Consider the following 19,033-nt stretch of genomic DNA (forward strand, 5'->3'; position numbering starts at 1 on the left):
CGGCGGATGCGGCGGACGGCGAACAGCAGCTTGGCGAGCCCGATGGGCAGGCCGAACGTGGTGAGCCGGCCATTGGCCACCTTGAGGGCCTCGTTGGCGTCGGGAATCGTGAGCGCGAAGCCCACGGGCTGACCCTTCACCTCGGCCACCAGCGCGAGCTCCGGCCGCACCATCTGCTTCAGCTCGCGCGCCAGGTGGTCGAACTCGTGCTCCGTCATGGGCACGAAGCCCCAGTTCTTCTCCCACGCCGCGTTGTACATGGCCTTCACCTTGGCCACCTCGGCGTCGAACTCCTTCATGTTCACCGGGCGCACGGTGACGCCCTCGCGCTGGCGGATCTTCTCCGCGATGCGCGCCACCTTCTCCGGCGGCGGGGTGGAGGAGGACAGCTCCCAGGCGTACAGGTCCTTGGCCTTGGTGAAGCCACACGCCTCGATGAGCGCGGGGTACCAGGTGGGGTTGTACGTCGTCATGATGGCCGGCGGGGTGGAGAACCCCTCGATGAGCGTGCCCACCTCGCCGTTGGTGGAGTAGCTCATCGGCCCGAGCACCGAGACGAAGCCCTTGGCGCGCAGCCACGTGGCGGCCGTCTCGAAGAGCGCACGGGCCACGCCCACGTCATTCACGCACTCGAAGAGGCCGAAGAAGCCGACGTTGGTGCCCTGGAACTCGTTGTAGCGGGGGTTGCTCACCGCGGCGATCCGCCCCACCACCTGGCCCTCACGGCGCGCGAGGTAGAACTCCACCTCGCCGAACTCGAAGAAGGGGTGCTTCTTCGGGTTCATCAAGTCCCGGCGCTCCATCTCCAGGTGGGCCACCCAGTTCGGGTCGCCCTGGTAGATGGAGTAGGGGAGGCGGATGAAGGCCGTGCGATCCGCCGAGGTGCGGACGGGAGTCACCTCCACGTTGGTGGGGAGGGGGGGCTGCTTCGACTCGGGGCTCTGCTTCTCGGCGGTCACGGCCATGTTCCGTTCAGCTCCTGTCCTCGCGCCCGTTGCGGATGAAGAGGTTGGCGCCCTTCTCCAGCAGCATACCCGGGATGTTGGCCCGCTTCTCCCAGAGCTTCATCGGCATCTGGCCCAGCTTGCGGAGGTCGTCCGGCTGGAGGTTGGCGGCGCGGTAGGTGAGCGTCTCCACCGCGTCGAACAGCTTGCCGGCCACCTCGCGCGAGGACATGCGCGAGAGCTGATCCAGCGAGAAGCCGTTGTAGCCGAGCTGGCCCGCGCTCGCCGCGGCCCACTTCTCCGAGGCCTTGTTGTTGAGCACGAAGGTGCCCGGGCGGGCGATCTGCACGGGGGTGAACGTGGAGGGCCGCGTCTGGGGGATGATGTCCAGCTTCTTGCCAATCTGCTCGAAGGTGTCGAGCACCCGGTCGAGCTGCGCGTCCGTGTGCGTGGCCATGTAGCTGGTGCGGATGAGGGCGTGGCCCGGCTCCACCGCCGGCGGCACCACGGGGTTGGCGAACACGCCCGCCTCGTGCAGCGCCTTCCAGAAGCGGAAGCACTTCACCTGATCGCCGATGTGCACCGGCACCACCGGCGTCACCGACACGCCCGTGTCGAAGCCCATGGCGCGGAAGCCGTTGTGCATCTTCTCGGCGATGTCCAGCAGGCGCGCGCGCCGCTGCGGCTCGGCCTCGATGATCTCCAGCGACTTGAGCGCCGAGGCGATGGACGCCGGCGTCATGGACGCGGAGAAGATGACCGAGCGCGACTTGTGGCGCATGTAGTTGATGACGTCCGCGGGGCCCGACAGCACGCCGCCCAGGGACGCGAAGCTCTTGGAGAACGTCCCCATGACGAGGTCCGTCTCCGCCTCCAGCCCGAAGTACTCGGAGGTGCCACGGCCCTTCTCGCCCAGCACGCCCATGGAGTGGGCGTCATCCGTCATCACCCGCGCGTTGTACTTCTTGGACAGCTCCACGATGCGGGGCAGGTTGCACAGGTCGCCCTCCATCGAGAACACGCCGTCGGTGATGATGATCTTCCCCGCCTTGGGATCCTTCTCCTCGGCCTGCTGCAGCAGCTGCTCGAGGTGCTCCAGGTCGTTGTGGCGGAACTTGCGCTCGGTGGCGAAGGACAGCCGGATGCCGTCCACCAGCGAGGCGTGGTTCTGCCGGTCCGAGAAGACGATGTCGTGGCGGCCCAGGATGGAGGAGAGCGCCAGGTTCGTCTGGAAGCCGGTGGAGATGACGAGCGCGGCCTCGCGGTTGAGGAACTTCGCCAGCCGGTGCTCCAGCTCCTCGTGCAGCGCCAGGGTGCCGTTGAGCAGGCGCGAGCCGGAGCACGTGGTGCCAAAGCGCTCCACCGCCTTGATCGCCGCTTCCTTCACCCGCGGATCCGCGCTCAGGCCCAGGTAGTTGTTGGAGCCCACCATGATGACCCGGCGGCCCTCGATCTGGACCTCGGTGGCACCGAACGACTCCTCGATCGCCCGGAAGTACGGGTAGAGGCCCGTGGCCTTGGCGATGCGATAGTCCTTCCAACTCCGGCACTTCTCGAACACGTCACTCATGGCGTTCTTCTCTTCGTCGGGGGAGATCCGAGCGGATCCGGGGGCGCGCGTCCCTGCAGTGTTCGTACCGACCCGGGGCCCTGCAGCACGCGTCCTCCTCGGGGGGGTAGGCGTCGGCGTGAATAAAGAGTCACCTCTCGGGTGTCAAGGCGCCGACTGTTCCGGGGAGGGCACCCGGGGCCTGGAAACCTCCGAGGGCGGATTGACACGCCCGAGTATTCCCGTTCCAGGGCAGGCGAGTGAGCAGCCGGCTGCACAGTCGGGGCACTCCTGCCCTGGTTCACTCGGAGTGGGGGCCCTGGGAGGGCTTCCAGGCGGGGGTGGAAGGCTTCCGGCTCCGGTGGTGTTGGAACCCGAATTCAGAGGTCCGTGACACACCGCGCGAAGTTTGCTTTCTGCGGGCCTTCTCTCCACTGGGGTCAAGCTTGGCTGAGTCTCTTCGACGTCGTTGGTCCGAGGCCTTCATCCGGGGCACGCTGGCGCGGCCCTGGCGGGTCGTCCTCCTCTTCACGGTGCTGGCCCTCGTCGGCACGGTGATGGCCTCGCGCCTGGAGTTCCGCGGCTCCTTCGTGGAACTGCTGCCCCAGGAGGCGCGCGAGGTGAGGGACCTGACGCGCGTGGCGCAGAAGGCCGGCGGCGACGGCTACCTCGTGGTGCGCGCGCAGGGGCTGAAGCCCGAGGCGCTGCGGACCTTCGCCGACGCCCTGGCCAGGAAGCTCGAGACGCTGCCCGAGGTGCGCTACGTCGAGCACCACTTCGACGTGGGCTTCTTCCAGGATCGCGGCCTGCTGCTGCTGCCCACCGAGAAGCTCAAGGAGCTGCGCCAGGACGTGGACGCGCGGCTGCGCTTCGAGAAGCAGAAGGCCAACCCGCTCTTCGTGGACCTGGAGGCGGGCGAGGAGCCGGCGGACTTCGAGCACCTCGTCAAGAAGTACAGCCCGGACGCGCCCATGCGCGAGTACCTCGGGAGCGCGGACGGCTCCGAGCTGTACCTGATGGTGAAGCCGGGCGGCACCGCTGGAGACCTGGTCTTCGCGCAGCAGCTCGTGGACGACGTGAAGCGCGCGGCCGACGAGGTGGCCCAGGGCTCGCCCGGCGTGAAGCTGGACTACGCGGGGGCCTTCCAGGCGCGTCTGGAGGAGGACAAGGTGATGCGCAAGGACCTGTCGCGCGCCGCCATCCTCTCGGCGGTGATGGCCATTGGCATCATCCTGCTGGCCACGCGGCGGCTGTGGGCGCTGGCGGTGGTGGGCGTGCCCGTCATCTTCGGCGTGTCGCTGACGTTCGCCGTGGCGGAGCTGGCCATCGGCCACCTCAACGTCGTCACGGGCTTCCTGGTGGCCATCCTCATCGGCCTGGGCCTGGAGTACGGCATCCACCTGTCCATGCGCTATTGGGAGGAGCGGCGCGAGCACCCGGCCGCCGAGGCGCTGGCCAACACCGTGCGCGGCACCTTCGCTGGCGCCCTCACCTCGGCGCTGACGAACGCGGCGGCCTTCTTCGTGCTCCTCTTCGCCCAGTTCGAGGCCTTCAAGCAGTTCGGTCTGCTGGCCGGCGTGGGCGTCATCATGGCCGTGCTGGTGGCGTACGGGCTGGGCCCGGCGCTGCTCGTGCTCGCCGAGCGTCTGCGTCCGGGTCGCGCGCCGGCCGCCGCTCATGCGCCCGAGGCTCGGACGGCGTCGACGCCGCGGCTGCCCGGCAGGCGCATGCCCACGACGGTCATCGTCACCCTCCTGCTGTCGGTGCTCGGCTTCGCGGGCTACTCGCTCTACGTGTCGCCGCGCGTGGGCTTCGAGACGAACCTGCGCAACCTCCAGGGCAACTCGCCCTCGGTGCGCCTGGATGAGCACATCGTCGAGCAGACCGGCTCGCCGCTCAACCCGGCCATCCTCCTGGTGGACGACCTGAAGCAGGCCCAGGTGGTGCAGGACGTCATCACCGAGGTGAAGGCCCGCCACGGCACCGACTCGACGTTCAAGCAGTCCGCCTCGCTCAATGATCTGCTGCCCCAAGACGTGCCGGCCCGCCAGGAGCAGCTCGCCGGGCTGCGCCAGACGCTGGAGAAGCTGCCCGAGAGCGCGAAGCAGGATGCGCGGCTGGCCACCGTGAAGAAGATGCTGGAGGCCCAGCCCTACGGAGCGGAGCAGGTGCCCATGGAGGTGCGGCGCCGCTTCCAGGCGCTGGATGGCGAGGGCACCTTCCTCCTGCTGTTCCCCTCGGTGTCCAACCACGACACCCGGGAGCTGTCGGCGTGGGCCTCGCAGATCGACGAGGTGATTGCCGGGGCCAAGGCCCGGGGTGTGGACCTCGCGGTGTTGGATAGCAACCGGATCGCCGCCCGCATCTTCTCGATGGTGCGCGCGGATGGCCCGTTCATCCTCTGGGCGGCCGCGGCGGTGGTCTTCTTGACGATCCTCATCAGCCTGCGCAGCTTCAAGAACGCCTGCCTGGTGGCCGGGCCCCTGTTCCTGGGCATGCTGTGCCTGGCAGGCGGGATGTACCTCTTCGACGTCCAGCTCAACTTCATCAACGCCGTGGTGCTGCCCAACCTGCTCGCGATCGCCGTGGACAACTCGGTCCACCTCTTCCACCGGTATGAGGAGGAGGGCCCGGGCTCGCTGGGTCACGTCGTGCGCCACACGGGTCTGGCTGCCGTGGTGGCGACCCTGTCCAACGCGGCCGGCTACGGCGCTCTGTTGATCTCACATCACGCGGGCCTGAAGTCTATCGGACAGATTGCACTTCTCGGAGTCATGTGCACCTTCCTCGGCACGACGGTCTTCTTCCCGGCGATGCTCGCGCTGCTCGAGCGGTGGAAGGGCCGGAAGGCGGAGGGGGGCAAGGTGACGAGTCTGGAGATCGGCAAGCCCGGTGAGGTGGTAACGCAACCGGGGGAGCGTAAATCGGCGTGAACCCGTGGACCTCGTATGACCCCCGCGAAGGCGGGGTCGGTCAGGACGTACACCTTCGAGCCGTGGACATCATCATCCTGGTGTCCTGCTCGTTGGCGGCCCTGGCACTCGTGGGTCCGGCCAGTTGGGTTCCCGGTGCCGCGAGGTCCGCCGTCTACTTCTCCGTGTTCGCGCTCGGACCGCTCGTCCTGCGCACCCTGGAGTCCTACTTCCCGAGGCACCGGCTGTTGGCCTTCGTGGCCTCCTTCTGGCTGCTGCCGGTGTTGAGCCTCAGCCATGGGCTGCTCAATCCCCTGGTGACCGCCGCCGGGGTGGGCCTGCGCGACGCCCAGCTCGCGGCCATGGATCAGCAACTGCTCGGAGCGCAGGCCTCGGTGGTGCTCGGGCAGCTCGTGCCGCCCTGGCTCACGGAAATCCTGATGGTCTGCTACTACGGCCACTTCGTCTGGCCGCTGGCGCTGGGCGTGGTGCTGTACTTCACCGGGCGCCGGGAGGCCTTCGACGAGTACCTGGTCGCGCTGAGCCTCTTCTTCGCGGCCAACTACGTCTTCTACGCGCTGGTGCCGGCCATCGGCCCGCGCTACTACCTCTCCCACATGTTCCCCCAGCCGTTGCAGGGGCTGTGGGTGACGTCCTTCCTGGACTCGGTGATGCGCGAGCCGCCCTTCGCGCGGGACTGCTTCCCGTCGGGGCACACGGGCACCTCGCTGCTCGTGCTGGTGTACGCCTTCCGGTTCGTGCCGCGCTTCTTCCGCATCATGCTGGTGCCGGCCATCGGCCTCATCGCGGCCACCCTGGTGGGGCGCTTCCACTACCTGACGGACCTGCTGTGCGCGGTGCCGCTCATGCTGGTGGTAGTGGGGCTGTCCATGGCCTTGAGCCGGGCCACCGCGCGGCGCGAAGCAGTGGCGCGCCCGGTCCGAATGGACGCTATCGTACGCCCGTAAAGGAGCGTACGCATGAGCAGGCCGATCCTCGCGGGCCGTGTGGCCCATCTGGGCACCACCGTCTTCTCCGAGTTCAGCGCCCTGGCCCTGAAGCACGGGGCCATGAACCTGGGCCAGGGCTTCCCGGACTTCGACGGGCCCGAGGCCGTGAAGGAGGCCGCTCGCAAGGCCATCACCGATGGGGTGAACCAGTACGCCCCCAGTCCGGGCCTGCGCGACTTGCGCGTGGCCATCGCCGAGCACGGCGCGCGCTTCCACGGCCACACCGGCATTGATCCGGACACCATGGTGACGGTCACCAGCGGGGCCACCGAGGCCATCCTCTGCGTGCTGCTCGGCCTGGTGGACCCGGGGGACGAGGCCGTCGTCTTCGAGCCCTTCTATGACTCGTATGACGCCAACCTCGGCTTCATCGGGGCCAGGGCGCGCTACGTGCCGCTGCGTCCGCCGGATGCCTCGCACGCCGCGTGGTGGTTCGATCGGGACGAGGTGCGCGCGGCCTTCGGCCCCCGGACCCGGGTGCTCATCCTCAACACGCCCCACAACCCCACCGGCAAGGTGTTCACCCGCGAGGAGCTCGAGTTCCTCGGCACGCTGTGCGCCGAGCACGACGTGAAGGTGCTCTCCGACGAGGTGTACGAGCACATCCTCTTTGGCCCGGCGCGTCATGTGCGTCCCGCCACGCTGCCCTCGCTGGCGGAGCGGACGGTGACGGTGAGCAGCGGGGGCAAGAGCTTCAGCCTCACCGGGTGGAAGGTGGGGTGGATCATCGCTCCGCCGGCGCTGCGTGACGCGGTGCAGCGTGCCCACCAGTTCGTCACGTTCGCCACGGCGTCGCCCCTCCAGGCGGCCATGGCGGCGGCGCTGCGACTGCCGGACGCGTACTTCCAGGAGCTGAGCGCCCTCTACCTGGGGAAGCGAGAGCGGCTGCTCGCCGGGCTCGCCGAGGCGGGGCTCCGGGCGTACGTGCCCGAGGGCAGCTACTTCATCATGGCGGATATCGCCGGGCGGGGCTTCGCGGACGACGTGGCCTTCTGCCGACACCTGGTGACGGAGGTGGGAGTGGCGGCCATTCCCCCGAGCGTCTTCTACGCCCCGGAGCACAAGCACCTGGGGCGGGGAATGGCGCGCTTCGCCTTCTGTAAGACGGAGGCGGTGCTGGACGAGGCGGTGCGCCGGCTGAAGTCGGGGCTCACGCGAGGGCGCTGACGCTGGGCTTCCCGGGTGGGGGGCGGCTTGCGACCCCTACACCCGGGTGCTACATCCCCGCGCAACATGCCCGCGCGTTCCCAGTCCGTCTCCCAGAGGCTCACCGCTCCCCGTTCGACCGAGTCCGCCAAGAAGGCCGGCCGGACCCCGTCCAAGGCGTCGAAGGCCAGCAAGCCGGCCAAGGCCCCCCAGAAGGCCCTGACCAAGGCCCCGACGAAGACGGCCAAGGCCGTGGCCAAGGCGACCAAGGCCGTGAAGGCCGCGACGAAGGCCGTGAAGGCCGTCGCCAAGAAGGTCGCCAAGGCGGCTCCTCGCAAGAAGGCCGTGGCGCTGCGCTCCTATGACGCGGCCTCGGTGAAGGCGGTGGCCAAGGCCAACGAGAAGTGGGCCCAGGACGATCTGGCCGCGGTGACGCAGAAGATGCCGCTGCGCCGCAAGTCGTTCGTCACCGACTCGGGCATCCCGATTCCCGACGTGGTCACGCTCGCCGAGCGCCGCACCGAGTCCCCGGACAGCATCGGCCTGCCGGGCCAGTTCCCGTTCACCCGCGGCCCGCAGCCCACCATGTACCGCGGCCGTCTCTGGACGATGCGCCAGTTCGCCGGCTTCGGCACGCCCGAGGACACCAACAAGCGCTTCAAGTACCTCATCAGCCACGGCATGACGGGCCTGTCCACGGCCTTCGACATGCCCGCGCTCATGGGCTACGACTGCGACCACTCCATGAGCCGCGGCGAGGTGGGCAAGGAGGGCGTGAGCGTCTCCTCGCTGCGCGACTTCGAGGTCCTCTTCGACGGCATCCAGCTCGACAAGGTCACCACCTCGATGACGATCAATGCGAGCGCCATCGTCGCGCTCTGCATGTACATCGCGGTGGGTGAGAAGCAGGGCGTTCCGATGGCGAAGCTCGCGGGCACCATCCAGAACGACATGCTCAAGGAGTACATCGCGCAGAAGGAGTGGATCGTCGGCCCCCGCCCCGCGGTGCGGATCGTCACCGACATGATCGAGTTCTGCACCAAGCACATGCCGAAGTGGTACCCGGTCTCCGTCAGCGGCTACCACATCCGCGAGGCCGGAGCGACGGCGGTGCAGGAGCTGGCCTTCACGCTCGCCGACGGCATCGGCTACGTCGAGGAGTGCGTCAAGCGCGGCCTGAGCGTGGACGAGGTGGCCCCGCAGCTGTCGTTCTTCTGGGACGTGCACAACGACTTCTTCGAGGAGGTCGCCAAGTTCCGCGCCGCCCGCCGCATCTGGGCCCACACGATGCGCGATCGCTTCGGCGCGAAGAACCCGCGCTCCATGCAGCTCAAGACGCACGCGCAGACGGCCGGCGTGTCCCTCACCGCGCAGCAGCCCTACAACAATGTGGTGCGCACCGCGCTGCAGGCCTTCGCCGCGGTGCTCGGCGGCACCCAGTCGCTGCACACCAACTCGCTGGACGAGACGTACGCGCTGCCCACCGAGGAGTCGGTGACGATCGCGCTGCGCACCCAGCAGCTCATCGCCCACGAGTCCGGCGCGGACCGCGTGGTGGATCCGCTCGCGGGCAGCTACTTCGTCGAGTACCTCACCGACGAGATGGAGAAGCGGGCGCTCGAGTACATCCGCCGCATCGACGAGATGGGCGGCATCATCCGGGCGGTGGAGGAGCAGTACCCGCAGAAGGAGATCGGCGAGAGCGCCTACCGCTTCCAGCGCGAGGTGGAGCAGGGGGATCGGCTCATCGTCGGCGTCAACGCCTTCAAGTCGGAGGGGGCCACGCCCATCGAGCTGCTGCACATCGACGAGAAGGTGCAGGAGGCGCAGATCGCCCGGCTCCAGCAGGTGAAGTCCGAGCGCGACCAGGTGGCGGTGGACGCGGCGCTGGCGAAGGTGGAGGCGGCGACGCGTGGCACGGACAACCTGATGCCGCCGGTGCTCGAGGCGGTGAAAGCCTACGCGACGCTGGGCGAGGTCTCCGACGTGTTCCGCAAGGTGTGGGGCGCGTACCGCGAGGGTGGCGCGTTCTAGGCGCCCTCCCGTGAGCTTCTTCGGCGAGCTGTACCTGCGCTCCACGCTGCCGTTCCTCTCCGAGGACACGACAGCGAAGGAGGTGGCGTACCTCGCCGGGAGCTTCGAGGATCTCCAGGTGCCCGGCCCGGTGGTGGACCTGGGCTGTGGCCATGGCCGGCACGCGGCGCGTCTCAACGCCGCGGGCCCCCTGGCCGGTCGCGTTGTCGGCCTGGAGCTGGATGCCCTTTCACTCCAGGAGCGGCTCCCGGGTTTTCCGGCGGTGCGAGCGGATCTCCGCTCGCTCCCATTCCGCACGGGCTCGCTGGCGGGGGCCTATGCCTGGTACTCCACGCTGTTCGTCTTCTCGGACGAGGAGCATGTGACCGTGCTGCGGGACGTGGCGCGGTGCCTCAAACCGGGTGGCCGGCTGGTGCTGCACTCGGTGCCGTACGATCGGCTCGCGTCACAGCCGGAGGCCTCCTTCTCCACCCGATTGCCGGACGGGAGCCTGCTGGAGGAGGAGAGCCGCTTCGACGCGGTGCGTGGTCGGGACGAGGGGCACAGGCGACTGACGCGGCCCGATGGGCGCGTTCTTTCCGGGCGGTATGCCATCCGTTACTATCCCCTTGCGGATTTGACGCAACTGTTGGAATTCACGGGATTTTCGATGCGCTGGGTTCATGGCGGGCTGGAGGGGGAGCCGCCGTCCGGCGCATCAACGGATCTCATCGTGGGAGCTGAGCTGCGACATGGCTGAGAGGAAGCTGCGAATTCTGGTGGCCAAGCCGGGCCTGGATGGTCACGACCGTGGGGCGAAGATCATCGCTCGCGCCTTGCGCGACGCGGGCATGGAGGTCATCTACACGGGGTTGCACCAGACGCCCGAGATGATCGTCAACGCCGCCATCCAGGAGGACGTCGACGCCATCGGCATGTCCATCATGTCGGGGGCGCACATGACGCTCTTCCCGGCGGTGATCGATCTGCTGAAGAAGAGCAACGCGATCGACATCGCGGTGTTCGGCGGAGGCATCATCCCGGACGACGACATCCCCAAGCTGAAGACCCTGGGGGTGACGGAGATCTTCACACCCGGAAGCTCGACGCAGGACATCGTCCAGTGGATTCGAACCAACATCGCGGCCCGCGCCTGACCGGGCTCGGAAGACTGCCGGAGCGGGTGGACCTCTACGAGGTCGGCCCGCGCGACGGCTTGCAGAACGAGTTGCGCACGCTCCCCACGCGCGACAAGGCCCGGCTCATCGAGGCGTTGATCGCGGCGGGGGAGAAGCGCATCGAAGTCACCTCGTTCGTATCCCCGAAGTGGATTCCCCAGCTCGCGGACGCGGAGGAGTTGCTGCGTCTGGTGGGCCGGCGCGAGGGCGTCACCTTCTCCGCGCTGGTGCCCAACCTCAAGGGCCTGGCGCGCGCCAAGGAGGCGGGTCTGGAGGAGGCGGCGATCTTCATCTCCGCGTCCGAGGCCCACTCGAAGAAGAACATCAACAAGAGCATCGAAGAGGCCGTGGCCGAGGCCCGGCACACCGCCGAGGAGGCCCTGAAGGCGGGCCTGCGGGTGCGCGGCTACCTGTCCACGGTGTGGGGCTGCCCGTACGAGGGCCATGTGCCGGTGGAGCGGGTGGTGGACATCTGCCGCAAGCTGGTGGACATGGGCATCTACCAGCTCAGCCTGGGAGACACGATCGGGGTGGGGACGCCGAGGCAGACGGACGCCATCCTCTCCGCGCTGCTGGAGCACATCCCGGTGGAGAAGCTCGCGCTGCACCTGCACGACACGCGCGGCACCGCGCTGGCCAACGCCCTGGTGGGCCTGCAGATGGGCGTGACGACGTTCGACGCCAGCATCGGCGGGCTCGGCGGCTGCCCCTACGCTCCGGGCGCGGCGGGCAACCTGGCCACCGAGGACATCGTCTACATGCTCCACGGCATGGGCGTGCAGACGGGCATCAACCTGGACAAGCTCGTCGAGGCGGGCATGGTCGCGCAGGAGCTCATCGGCCGGAAGCTGGCGGGCAAGTTCCTCCAGGCCGCGCTGGGCGAGCGCGAGAAGAAGGCCAATCGCCGGGTTCAGACCTGAGCGAAACCGCTCCAGACGCTCGCGGTTGAGCGTCTAGCGCGACGCCGACGCCGACCGCACCGGCGAGACAGCGGCCGAGGTCTGGGTGCTCGCCGGCGAGCCCTGCACCGCGGGCGCCTGCTGCTGGGGCTCGGACGGTGGCTGCGGCTGCGTCTCCGTCGAGGTGTCGGCACCCGCTGGCGCACTGCCGCCCGTGTGCTCCTGCGGCGCGGCCACGGCGGGCTGCTGCTCGGGGGCGGGCGCCTGCTGGGCGGCCACGGCCGGCTGCGACTCCGAGGCCACGGGGACCTGCTGCGCGGGGGCGGGGGACGGCTGCGGGGTGGCCAGGGCCGGCGCCTGCTCGAAGCCGGGCGGCAGCCGCCGAGGCGGAACGACCACGGCCGGAGGAATCGGGCAGCGGGTGCAGGGGCCCCGCAGGGGCACCGCGAGCACCTGCCCGATGCGGAGCAGGATGCTGCGCATCCGGTTGGTCTTCTTGATGCCGGTGATGCTGGAGCCGTAGCGCAGGGCGATGCCGCCGAGCGTGTCGCCCGAGCGCACCCGGTGCATCATGATGTTCTTGTCGGGCTGCAGCGCGAGCAGCGGGGCGACGCGGCGACCCAGCTCCTGAGCGCGCGGGTTGAAGAAGCGCACGTGGAAGTGGTCCCGGTGGCGCTTGGCGTGCTTGACGAGCGACTGCGCCCCGGCGTTGAAGATCGAGTCCAGCCACTCCTTGTTCTCGCCCTTGCTCAGCGCGTAGTCGTGCAGGACCTTGATGACGCGCTTGTCCACGAGGATCATCTGCACGTCGGAGTGCGTGGCCAGGGACTTGATGAGCGCCCAGTTCAGCTCGAGGTTGATGTAGCGCTCGCGCTCGCGGACGCGGATGGGCTCGGCGGTGGGGTAGTAGAAGCCCAGGTCCACGTCCCGGCCATTCTGGTGGCTCTTGTGCGGGCGCAGGTAGCCGCCGTCGCGGGAGCTGAGCTGGTTCACGCGGAGCGGAGGCGCGTTCGGGTACTGCGCGCGCACCTCGCGGATGGCCTTGGTGAGGTACTCGACCGTCTCCTGGGTGCCATAGGCCAGCTCGGGCGACACCACGATCCAATCATCGCTCTCGGGGACGCGGACCGAGTTCACCATCCGGCCGCTCTCGACGAACCCCACCGAGATGGAGCCGAGGGACTTCGGCTCGTTCTTCCACAGCTCGGTGAGCTGCTCGTCCGACAGCTCGGCGGTGTACAGGGGGCCGTTGGGCACGGCGCTGGTGGGGGCCTCCTGGGCCTCGCCCTCGTCGGCGGAGTCCGCCGAGTCGTCGTCCTCCTCGTCGTCCGCCGCGGCCACGGCCTCCTCATCCACTCCGTCGGGGATGGTGGCGGCGGCGGCGGCCTGCGCGTCCGCGTCGCTCGGCTCGGCGGCCTGGGCCACGAGGGCCTCCAGGGGCTTCTCGGGCACCGGGCACGCTTCGCCCGTCGGCGTCGCCACGGGCTGGGCGACGACGGTGCCAGCGGCCTCCGACGCCTGCGCCGTCACCTTCGACGGGGGGAGGGTGGGAGCCACATGCGCGGTGCAGCCTGCGCACAGCAACAGGATGATCCAGGATGTAGAACGCACTCGGCGCGCAGAATGGCCTGAAATCGTCCCGCGCCAAAGTAAAGCGTCCGGGCTGCCCGGGACACCTGCCAGGCAACCAGGGCCGACTTGACGCGTGGGGCAGGGGACGCCAGACCCGTCACGGCACGCTGATTCCCGAGTCAAACCGGGCACTTCGCGCGCTCACCTCATGCCCGGCAAGGACGGAGCGGTCACCTCGTGGCCGTACACCGGAGTCCGGGGCGTCTCGAGCACACAAATGCGGGACACCCGCATCAACGAGGACGCGTGCCGGCCCTGGTACTCGGGGGGCGGCTCCCAGGAGGACACGACGCCACGCACGATGACCTCCCGCAGCGGGACGGTGCGTTGCAGGGCCTCCTGCGTGCAATCCATCACCACCCACCCTCGGGGAATGGAGGACGTCTCCTTGTCGAGCACGATGACCGCCCCGGCCGGGACTCGCGGGGCGGACACATACCAACTCCAGCCGTGGCAGGAGTTGCAGCAGCGCGAGGGAGCCTCTCCGCCTTCCGTGATGCAGGAGCCCGTGTTGCAGGGGCCTGGCATGACGGCGAGGAACCCACGCACGGTGCGCTCCTCGTTCTCCACGTTCACACCGGTGGGAAGCGTGAGCCGACCGACCTCCTCGGCGCGGGCGATGTCCTCGCTGTCGCAGCGGGGGCGTGTTTCGTGGATGCGCTGGAATCGCGTCAGTTCCTCCCGGACCCGCTCATCCTTCATCGTGTTCGGGGAGGAGCCAGCACAGGCGGCGAGGAGCAGGGCGGGGACAACCACGGGAGCGACACGGCGAGGGAAGGGAAGGGTCCAAGGCATCGTGTCGTCATACGCACTTCCCGGCGCGAGGGCGCGGACGGCGAACTCACCCTCCGTATCGAGGAGTCGGACCGCCAACGACCATGACCCGTTGCGTCAATGCCTGGGGGAACCGCTCCAGCGGGTGCGGTGGCGGTTGACGACCGGAGGGGGGAGCGGGAGAAGTACCCCCCGGAAACAGCAACCTCACGTCACTCCGGGAAGCACATGACCCGTCTCCGTACGACCTCGAGATTCCTCGGCGCCCTCCTGCTGTCCGCGGGCGCGCTCCACGCCGGGCCCGCCCGGGCCGCGCAGGTGCCCGTGGCCAATGCCGGCTTCGAGTCGCTCGCCTCCTCGGGGCAGCCCTCGGGCTGGACCGTGACGGGCGGGGGCAAGGTGGCCGCCAGCGCGGACGGTCGCTCCGAGGGCAGCCGGGGGCTCGCCATCGAGAACCCCGCCGGTGGCTCCGAGACCACCGTGCAGTCCGAGCCCGTGAAGCTCCAGGTGGGCCGCCTCTACCGCCTCAGCGCGTGGGTGCGCACCCGCGGCGTGAAGGCGGACCCCGTGGCGCGCTATCCCACGGCGCTCGGCGCCTGCGTGTCGATGAAGAGCTTCCCCTTCACCAACTGCTCGCCCTCGCAGGGCGCGGACCAGGACGGCCGCCTCTCGGTCCTCTTCTTCGCCACCCAGGGCTCGGACCGCGTGCAGCTCCACCTGGGCCGCAACGGCAAGGCCACCGGCTCGGCGTGGGTGGATGACGTGCGCGTGGAGGAGGTGGACGACATCACCGCCTACATCCCCATGGAGTCCGTGCGCTGGGCCGGCAAGGGCTTCCGCTACGACGACGGCGGGTGGAAGTACATCCACATCGAGGGCGAGCCCTACGAGCGCGGCCGGCAGTACGGCGAGCTCGTGGCCGACGACATCGTCCGCTACATGGAGAAGCTGGGCACCCTGAAGAATCGCCAGGACCTGGCCAATGGCTGGGCCCAGGTCCGGCTGCTCACCGACTCGCTCTTCCTGCGCAAGTTCGAGCCCGAGTACCTCGAGGAGATGAAGGGCATCGCCGACGGCGCCAACAAGGCCGGCGTGAAGTTCAAGGATCGCGAGCTGGACGTGCTGGACATCGCGGCCCTCAACTCGGCGGTGGACCTGGGGCAGCTCGAGGACGCCAACAAGGTGAGCGCCACGCCGCTGTCCGGGCGCCTCTTCCTCAAGGGCGAGGACGAGCAGGGTCGGGCCGGGGAGGGTGACCACTGCTCGTCCTTCGTGGCCACGAAGTCCGCCACGAAGGATGGCCAGTTCGTCATGGGGCAGCTCTTCATGTGGAACGGCTACACCGGCGTCCACTGGGACGTGGTGCTGGACGTGCAGCCCACCAAGGGCCACCGCTTCGTGATGCAGACCTTTCCGGGCGGCATCCACAGCGGCGCGGACTGGTTCATCAACGACGCGGGCATCGTCATCGGTGAGACGACGGTGGGCCAGACGCCCTTCCAGCCCGACGGCACGCCCCAGAGCAACCGCATCCGCAAGGCGGCCCAGTACGCCTCCTCCATCGACGAGGTGGCGCAGATCCTCGCCAAGCAGAACAACGGCCTCTACACCAACGACTGGACGCTGGCGGACGCCAAGACGGACGAGGGCGCCTGCTTCCTGCTGGGCACCCAGAAGACGAAGCTGTGGCGCACCGGCAGCAAGGGCAAGGCCGCGGAGACGCCGGGCAACCTCAAGGACTTCATCTGGGCCAACAACAACACGCGGGACCTGGAGGTGCGCAAGGAGTACGTGCCCAACCCGCAGAACGCCCCGGTGGACCTGGCCTTCAACACCTGGAACCGCGACATCGCCTTCCAGAAGTACTTCCAGCAGCACGGCCAGGGCGGCATCGACGTGGACAACGCCATCCGCATGCTGGCCTCCAGCCCCATCAACCGGCCCCACGCCTGTGACGGCAAGGTCACCACCAGCGAGATGGCCCGCGAGCTCATGTTCCTCGCGCACTACGGCAAGACGACCCTGCGCGAGAAGATGGTCGGTGGGCGCCACATCCAGGACCTGCCCGGTGCCACGCCCCACCTGACGCTCGGCTACACCACCTTCAGCCCCATCTACGTCGCCGACAAGCTGAAGGAGGCCCGCGCCAGGGCCGCCCAGGAGACGAAGACCCCGGAGGCCAGGCGGGACGTCGCCAAGGTGAAGGAGGCCTTTGGCTTCGACAAGAAGCTCCTGTGGAGCAACACGGTGTTCCCCGCGACCGATGGGGAGAACTGGCTGGTGAGCGGCTCGGCCGCCTACTGGGGAATGCTGCAGAAGCTGCCGGACTCGGCGGACAAGGCTTTCGAGCAGCAGCGCGATGCCCTGGCGGACCTCAACGCCCGCTACCTCTACCTCACCGCGCGCGAGGGGGACGTGGTGCCCGTGGCCGCGCGCACCTCGTACGACCGTTATGGCACCTACGCGGTGCCGCGCGTGAAGGGCACCTTCGTGCTGCACCAGCTCCGGCTGCTGCTGGGCAACAAGTCCTTCTCGAAGGTGATGGGCACCGTCCACGAGCGCTACGCCAACAAGAACATCACCACGGCCGACTTCATCCGCACCGCGTCGCAGGCCGCGGGCCGGGAGCTCCAGCCCTTCGTCTCGCAGTGGGTGGAGCGCGGGGGCCTGCCCGAGCCGCGCCTCCAGGCCAGCACCACGAAGGCCAAGGACGGCTACGACGTGACGGTGAAGGTGGAGCAGGGCGGCAAGCCCTACCACTTCGTCACCACCGTGGAACTGGTGACGGCGAAGGGCTCGACGCTGGAGCGGGTGGAGGTGAAGGGCGCGAGCGACACCTTCTCCTTCCACACGGCGGACAAGCCGGTGCGCGTGGTGTTCAACCCCTCCAACGACATCCCCGTGCCGCGCGAGCGCTACCAGATCATCTCCAACGCCACGGATGACTTCGAGCGCCTGCTCTACGTGTACGGCACGGCCCGCGAGGTGGAGGCGGAGCGCACGCTGACCCAGAACTTCCGCGACGCGCTGGCGGACGCCTTCACGGAGGTGCTCGCCCCCGTCAAGCCGGACGCCGAGGTGACGGAGCAGGAGTTGGCGGAGCGCGACCTGTTCGTCCTCGGGAGCGCGGAGAACAACGCGCTGGTGGCGCGGCTGGCGGCGGAGAAGAAGCTTCCGGTGGAGATCGGCCGGCGCTTCTTCCGCTGGCAGGGCAAGACGTATGGCCGGCCGGATGACGGGCTCGCGGTGGCCCTGGCCAACCCGTGGAATCCGAAGCGGATGCTCTACCTCTACCTGGCCAACAGCGGCCCGCAGCTGTGGCAGATGACGCGCTCGCTGCAGCCGGGCCTGAAGGGCTGGGCGCTCTTCCGCGGCGGAGAGGTGGGCGCCAAGGGCTTCCACGACCTCGACGCGCTGGCGGTGGATCTGACCGAGTCCCCGGCGCCCACCGTCCAGCCGCTCGGCTCGGCGGCTGGCGCCAACTGAGGCCAGGGTTCGGAGAACACGAGGCCAGGGGAGACAGGTTCAAATCCTGTCTCCCGGACTCGATGGGGGCCTGGGCCGTCCCGTCAGGCCCAGTCACTTCCTTGACCGCCCGAGGTGTCAGACAACTCGTAGGGGGCGAGGTGTCGGAACGACTCCTTTGACACCTTCCACGGGAACCAACGCCGCCCCCAGGGCTACCTGGATGGCATCCCAAGCGGGTTGAATCACTTCTTCCCCAACCAATACGAGCGCCCCTTGCTGCGCAGCACCTCCTCCAGGAACTCGGAGAAGGAACTGGCGATCTGCTCGCAGTAGGCCGGGTCCGGCCAGGTCTCGTGGTCGCCGTCGAAGAGGGGGTAACGATCGTTCTGTTGCCGGGCCACGTCCACCACCACGTAGTTGCCGTCCTGCACATCGCAGAGGGCGTACATCGAGGCCGGGCCCCACTGGTCGTCATCCTCTCGACGAATGGCCACCCTCGCCCGGACGATCTCGGACAGGGGGAGCAGCTGGTAGGGGGCATCCGGCAGTCGCTTGAACAGCTCCGCTCCGTTGCAATGCAGGTAGAAGGCCCGCTGGTCCGGGTCCAGCTTCCAGCCCACCCGCTGCTCGAATGCTTCGATCTCCTCGGGCGTGGCGGGCGGATAGGGAAAGTGGTCGCGCGAGACCTCTTCGAGCAAGCGGCTCATGGGCGTGGCCATCGTCAGTTGTCCGTATAGGGCAGGTTGGGTCCCGAGGTATTCCAGGGGGCCTGACCGGCATAGCAGGCGGGGTATGCCTTGTTGTAGATGTCGTGAACGAACGGCTCGGCGGGAAAGACGTTGTTAGGGTCCATCGGGTCACCCCCGTGCCAGAGATCCCGGATGTGGTGGCCGGGCCAGTATCTGCCACCCTCGGAGAGCCATTCTCCGAACCTCTTGCTCCAGTCCCGGCGGAAGGACTCCCTCACGCTTTCCCAGGCATCACGCAGGGGTTTCTTCTCCGTTGGCTCCAACGTGCGGTAGTCGCAGCAGCAGTAGTAGATCGTTGTCTTCATCCGCCCAGACGCCGGATGCGTGGAACAGGTCGAGCTCTACGCGGACGGGGCGCTGCTCGGCACGGACACCAGCGCGCCCTACAGCCTGAGCTGGAACACCGTGGGGGTGGGGGAGGGGGCCCATACGCTCTCGGTGAAGGCCCATGACGGCATTGGCAATGTGCGCACCTCGGCCGGGTAGAACCAAGCGGGCTGTCGCCGCCCGCCGTTGGACTTGAACGCCGGGTTCTGAAACCCGCCTCCGAGCAGCAGGCCCCAGGGACGCGCGAGGAATCTTTGCAGTAAGTTCCGGCGGGAACGGTGTTCCCCGGAGGAGTCCCGATGCGAGTCCTGCCCCTGCTCTTGTGCCTCTTGCCCGGCCTCGCGCTGGCGCAAGGGGCGGTGGTGGAAGCACGGGCGGTGGTGTGGACGGGGGGCCGCTCGCCCGACGAGGCCATGCAACACCGCGAGCGCT

Annotated in this window: 15 protein-coding genes; 9 read left to right on the forward strand and 6 right to left on the reverse strand. The window is 68.7% G+C overall.

The annotated features are described in order from the left end of the window. Together VF697_RS10995 and VF697_RS11000 are read right to left on the reverse strand one after the other, a co-directional pair. Positions 1–965, reverse strand: a 965-nt coding sequence (locus tag VF697_RS10995; protein ID WP_331094040.1) for an N-acetyltransferase, incomplete at its 3' end; no start/stop codon positions are given. Between the two features lie 7 nt (positions 966–972). After that, complete coding sequence (locus tag VF697_RS11000; protein ID WP_331094042.1) at positions 973–2,514, reverse strand: pyridoxal phosphate-dependent aminotransferase family protein; 1,542 nt, start codon at positions 2,512–2,514, stop codon at positions 973–975. Between the two features lie 425 nt (positions 2,515–2,939). Between VF697_RS11000 and VF697_RS11005 the strand changes: the two genes are divergently transcribed. The 7 genes from VF697_RS11005 (at position 2,940) to VF697_RS11035 (ending at position 11,672) form a co-directional block, all read left to right on the forward strand. Further along, the gene (locus VF697_RS11005) at positions 2,940–5,426 is read left to right on the forward strand and encodes an efflux RND transporter permease subunit (protein ID WP_331094044.1); all 2,487 of its coding nucleotides are present in this window, start codon (positions 2,940–2,942) and stop codon (positions 5,424–5,426) included. Between the two features lie 62 nt (positions 5,427–5,488). After that, a complete protein-coding gene (locus VF697_RS11010; protein ID WP_331094046.1) occupies positions 5,489–6,373 on the forward strand; it encodes a phosphatase PAP2 family protein in 885 nt (294 codons plus the stop codon). A gap of 12 nt (positions 6,374–6,385) precedes the next feature. Continuing rightward, on the forward strand, positions 6,386–7,582 hold the full coding sequence (locus VF697_RS11015) for an aminotransferase class I/II-fold pyridoxal phosphate-dependent enzyme (protein ID WP_331094047.1): 1,197 nt from the start codon (positions 6,386–6,388) through the stop codon (positions 7,580–7,582). Between the two features lie 66 nt (positions 7,583–7,648). Then, positions 7,649–9,595, forward strand: coding sequence for a methylmalonyl-CoA mutase family protein (locus VF697_RS11020; protein ID WP_331094049.1), 1,947 nt, complete (start codon positions 7,649–7,651; stop codon positions 9,593–9,595). A 10-nt stretch (positions 9,596–9,605) separates the two neighbouring features. After that, the gene (locus tag VF697_RS11025; protein WP_331094051.1) at positions 9,606–10,334 is read left to right on the forward strand and encodes a class I SAM-dependent methyltransferase; all 729 of its coding nucleotides are present in this window, start codon (positions 9,606–9,608) and stop codon (positions 10,332–10,334) included. Further along, positions 10,327–10,731, forward strand: coding sequence for a cobalamin B12-binding domain-containing protein (locus VF697_RS11030; protein ID WP_331094054.1), 405 nt, complete (start codon positions 10,327–10,329; stop codon positions 10,729–10,731). Before VF697_RS11025 ends, VF697_RS11030 begins: the two co-directional genes overlap by 8 nt. Further along, a complete protein-coding gene (locus VF697_RS11035) occupies positions 10,698–11,672 on the forward strand; it encodes a hydroxymethylglutaryl-CoA lyase (protein ID WP_331094056.1) in 975 nt (324 codons plus the stop codon). Before VF697_RS11030 ends, VF697_RS11035 begins: the two co-directional genes overlap by 34 nt. 33 nt (positions 11,673–11,705) lie before the next feature. Here VF697_RS11035 and VF697_RS11040 read toward each other — a convergent pair whose 3' ends face one another. Beyond that, positions 11,706–13,208: a penicillin-insensitive murein endopeptidase gene (locus VF697_RS11040; protein ID WP_331094058.1), complete on the reverse strand. Its 1,503-nt coding sequence runs from the start codon at positions 13,206–13,208 to the stop codon at positions 11,706–11,708. Positions 13,209–13,424: 216 nt separating this feature from the next. After that, positions 13,425–14,078, reverse strand: a complete 654-nt coding sequence (locus VF697_RS11045) for a hypothetical protein (RefSeq protein ID WP_331094060.1) — start codon at positions 14,076–14,078, stop codon at positions 13,425–13,427. 207 nt (positions 14,079–14,285) lie between these two features. Between VF697_RS11045 and VF697_RS11050 the strand changes: the two genes are divergently transcribed. Beyond that, positions 14,286–17,543, forward strand: coding sequence for a C45 family autoproteolytic acyltransferase/hydolase (locus tag VF697_RS11050; RefSeq protein ID WP_331094061.1), 3,258 nt, complete (start codon positions 14,286–14,288; stop codon positions 17,541–17,543). 224 nt (positions 17,544–17,767) lie between these two features. Here VF697_RS11050 and VF697_RS11055 read toward each other — a convergent pair whose 3' ends face one another. Further along, positions 17,768–18,244, reverse strand: coding sequence for an SMI1/KNR4 family protein (locus VF697_RS11055; RefSeq protein WP_331094063.1), 477 nt, complete (start codon positions 18,242–18,244; stop codon positions 17,768–17,770). Between the two features lie 2 nt (positions 18,245–18,246). Then, positions 18,247–18,579 carry a hypothetical protein gene (locus VF697_RS11060; protein ID WP_331094065.1) on the reverse strand — a complete coding sequence of 111 codons (333 nt, stop codon included), beginning with the start codon at positions 18,577–18,579 and terminating at the stop codon, positions 18,247–18,249. A 19-nt stretch (positions 18,580–18,598) separates the two neighbouring features. Here VF697_RS11060 and VF697_RS11065 point away from each other — a divergent pair, with 19 nt between their 5' ends. Next, the gene (locus VF697_RS11065; protein WP_331094067.1) at positions 18,599–18,760 is read left to right on the forward strand and encodes an Ig-like domain-containing protein; all 162 of its coding nucleotides are present in this window, start codon (positions 18,599–18,601) and stop codon (positions 18,758–18,760) included. Positions 18,761–19,033: the final 273 nt, after the last annotated feature.

The sequence above is a fragment of the Archangium sp. genome (assembly GCF_036388035.1).
Taxonomy (GTDB): domain Bacteria; phylum Myxococcota; class Myxococcia; order Myxococcales; family Myxococcaceae; genus Archangium.

Excerpts from the sequence above, each read along its gene's own strand:
- VF697_RS11000 (WP_331094042.1), bottom strand. The coding sequence starts at position 2,514 with ATGAGTGACGTGTTCGAGAAGTGCCGGAGTTGGAAGGACTATCGCATC.
- VF697_RS11015 (WP_331094047.1), top strand. The coding sequence starts at position 6,386 with ATGAGCAGGCCGATCCTCGCGGGCCGTGTGGCCCATCTGGGCACCACC.
- VF697_RS11020 (WP_331094049.1), top strand. The coding sequence starts at position 7,649 with ATGCCCGCGCGTTCCCAGTCCGTCTCCCAGAGGCTCACCGCTCCCCGT.
- VF697_RS11030 (WP_331094054.1), top strand. The coding sequence starts at position 10,327 with ATGGCTGAGAGGAAGCTGCGAATTCTGGTGGCCAAGCCGGGCCTGGAT.
- VF697_RS11045 (WP_331094060.1), bottom strand. The coding sequence starts at position 14,078 with ATGCCTTGGACCCTTCCCTTCCCTCGCCGTGTCGCTCCCGTGGTTGTC.
- VF697_RS11050 (WP_331094061.1), top strand. The coding sequence starts at position 14,286 with ATGACCCGTCTCCGTACGACCTCGAGATTCCTCGGCGCCCTCCTGCTG.
- VF697_RS11055 (WP_331094063.1), bottom strand. The coding sequence starts at position 18,244 with ATGGCCACGCCCATGAGCCGCTTGCTCGAAGAGGTCTCGCGCGACCAC.
- VF697_RS11060 (WP_331094065.1), bottom strand. The coding sequence starts at position 18,579 with ATGAAGACAACGATCTACTACTGCTGCTGCGACTACCGCACGTTGGAG.